Below are 3,000 nucleotides of genomic sequence, written 5' to 3' on the forward strand. Positions count from 1 at the left end.
CATGGCGCATATCGATGCCGGCAAGACCACGACCACCGAGCGCATCCTTTATTATACCGGCAAGAGCCACAAGATCGGCGAAGTGCACGAAGGTGCCGCGACGATGGACTGGATGGAGCAGGAGCAGGAGCGCGGCATCACGATCACCTCGGCTGCGACCACCGCGTTCTGGAACGGCAAGCGCCTGAACATCATCGACACCCCCGGCCACGTCGACTTCACCATCGAGGTCGAGCGCTCGCTTCGCGTGCTCGACGGCGCGGTGTGCGTGCTCGATTCCAACCAGGGCGTCGAGCCGCAGACCGAAACGGTCTGGCGCCAGGGCGACAAGTACCGGGTTCCGCGCATCGTTTTCGCCAACAAGATGGACAAGACCGGCGCCGATTTCTACAAATGCATGCAGGATATTGTCGATCGCCTCGGCGCCAAGCCGATCGCGATCCAGCTTCCGATCGGCTCCGAGAACAATTTCAAGGGTCTGGTCGATCTGGTCCGCATGAAGGGCGTGGTCTGGGAAGAAGAGAAGCTCGACGCCAAGTTCGTCGATGTCGATATCCCCGCTGACATGGTCGAGAAGGCCAAGGAATATCGCGAGAAGCTCCTGGAAGCCTCCGTCGAACTCGACGACGAGGTTCTCGCCGCTTACCTCGACGGCAAGGAGCCCGATGAGCCGACGCTGAAGCGGCTGATCCGCAAGGCGGTGCTGACCGGCGCGTTCTTCCCGGTGCTGTGCGGCTCGGCGTTCAAGAACAAGGGCGTGCAGCCGCTGCTCGATGCGGTCGTCGACTATCTGCCGTCGCCGGTCGACGTGCCCGCCATCAAGGGCGTGGACGAGGACGGCAACGAGGTGGTTCGGCTGCCGAACGACAAGGAGCCGCTGGCGCTGTTGGCGTTCAAGATCATGGACGATCCCTTCGTCGGCACCATCACCTTCTGCCGCATCTATTCCGGTACGCTGCTGTCCGGTACCGGCGTCGTCAATTCGACCCGCGACCGAAAGGAGCGGATCGGGCGGATGCTGCTGATGCATGCCAACAACCGCGAGGACATCAAGGAAGCCTTTGCCGGCGACATCGTGGCGCTGGCGGGCCTCAAGGAAGCCCGCACCGGCGACACGCTGTGCGATCCGAACAAGCCGGTGATCCTGGAGAAGATGGAATTCCCGGAGCCGGTGATCGAAATCGCGATCGAGCCGAAATCGAAGGCCGACCAGGAAAAGCTCGGCGTGGCGCTGGCGAAGCTTGCCGCGGAGGATCCCTCGTTCCGGGTGTCGACCGATCAGGAGTCCGGCCAGACCATTCTGAAGGGCATGGGCGAACTTCATCTCGACATCAAGGTCGATATCCTCAGGCGTACCTACAAGGTCGACGCCAATATCGGCGCGCCGCAGGTGGCGTTCCGCGAACGTATTACCAGGCGGGTCGAACACAGCTACACCCACAAGAAGCAGACCGGCGGTACCGGCCAGTTTGCCGCGATTACCCTCATCGTCGAACCCAACGAGCCCGGCAAAGGCTACGAATTCGAATCCAAGGTCGTCGGCGGCGCGGTTCCGAAGGAATACATCCCCGGCGTCGAGAAGGGCATCGAGAGCGTTCTCGGTGCGGGCGTCGTCGCGGGCTTCCCGGTGGTGGACGTCAAGGTGACGCTGATCGACGGCAAGTATCACGACGTCGACTCCTCGGCGCTGGCCTTCGAAATCGCAACGCGGGCCTGCTTCCGCGAAGCGCTGACCAAGGGCAAGTCGGTGCTGCTCGAGCCGATCATGAAGGTCGAGGTGGTGACGCCGGAAGACTATACCGGCTCGGTCATCGGCGACCTCAATTCGCGGCGTGGGCAGATCCAGGGGCAGGACATGCGCGGCAACGCCAACGTCATCAACGCGATGGTGCCGCTCATGAACATGTTCGGCTACGTGAACAACCTGCGCTCGATGAGCCAGGGACGCGCGACCTTCACGATGCAGTTCGATCACTACGCGGAAGCGCCGGCCAATGTGTCGGCGGAAGTCCAGAAGAAGTTTGCCTGATTGTCGTTGGCGACAGTTAACGACTGAACGGAGAGTCAAATGGCCAAAGCAAAGTTTGAACGTAATAAACCGCATTGCAACATTGGAACGATCGGTCACGTCGACCACGGCAAGACGTCGCTGACGGCTGCGATCACCAAGGTGCTGGCGGAAACCGGCGGTGCGACGTTCACCGCCTACGACCAGATCGACAAGGCGCCGGAAGAGAAGGCGCGAGGCATCACGATTTCGACCGCGCATGTCGAATACGAGACCAAGAACCGGCACTACGCCCACGTCGATTGCCCGGGCCACGCCGACTATGTGAAGAACATGATCACCGGTGCGGCGCAGATGGACGGCGCGATCCTGGTGGTGTCGGCCGCCGACGGCCCGATGCCGCAGACCCGCGAGCACATCCTCTTGGCCAAACAGGTCGGCGTGCCGGCCATGGTCGTGTTCCTCAACAAGTGCGACATGGTCGACGATCCGGAACTGCTCGAACTGGTCGAGCTGGAAGTCCGCGAGCTGCTGTCGAAGTATGATTTCCCCGGCGACAAGATCCCGATCGTCAAGGGTTCGGCGCTGGCGGCGCTGGAAGACAAGGACAAGGCGCTCGGCCATGACGCCATCATCGAGCTGATGGCCCAGGTCGACGCCTATATTCCGCAGCCGGAGCGTCCGATCGACCAGCCGTTCCTGATGCCGGTGGAAGACGTGTTCTCGATCTCCGGCCGTGGCACCGTGGTGACCGGCCGCGTCGAGCGCGGCGTCATCAAGGTCGGCGAGGAAATCGAGATCGTCGGGCTTCGCGACACCCAGAAGACCATCGTCACCGGCGTCGAGATGTTCCGCAAGCTCTTGGATCAGGGCCAGGCCGGCGACAACATCGGCGCGCTGCTGCGCGGCACCAAGCGCGAGGAAGTCGAGCGCGGTCAGGTGCTGTGCAAGCCGGGTTCGGTCAAGCCGCACACCAAGTTCAAGGCCGAGGC

The 3,000-nt window shown here is 62.4% G+C and carries 2 protein-coding genes; both read left to right on the plus strand.

Annotation, left to right across the window (positions count from 1 at the left end):
• The first annotated feature begins 1 nt into the window (after nt 1).
• The gene (gene fusA, locus VK804_RS07445; RefSeq protein ID WP_325369436.1) at nt 2-2,029 is read left to right on the plus strand and encodes an elongation factor G; all 2,028 of its coding nucleotides are present in this window, start codon (nt 2-4) and stop codon (nt 2,027-2,029) included.
• Nucleotides 2,030-2,068: 39 nt separating this feature from the next.
• Nucleotides 2,069-3,000 (plus strand): elongation factor Tu (gene tuf / locus VK804_RS07450; RefSeq protein WP_325369438.1); only part of this gene is annotated, 932 nt, incomplete at its 3' end.

The organism is Bradyrhizobium sp., assembly GCF_035484855.1.
GTDB lineage: Bacteria > Pseudomonadota > Alphaproteobacteria > Rhizobiales > Xanthobacteraceae > Bradyrhizobium.

What these genes read in the sequence shown, in the direction of transcription:
- fusA (WP_325369436.1), top strand. Translation starts at nt 2, where the DNA reads ATGGCGCATATCGATGCCGGCAAGACCACGACCACCGAGCGCATCCTT.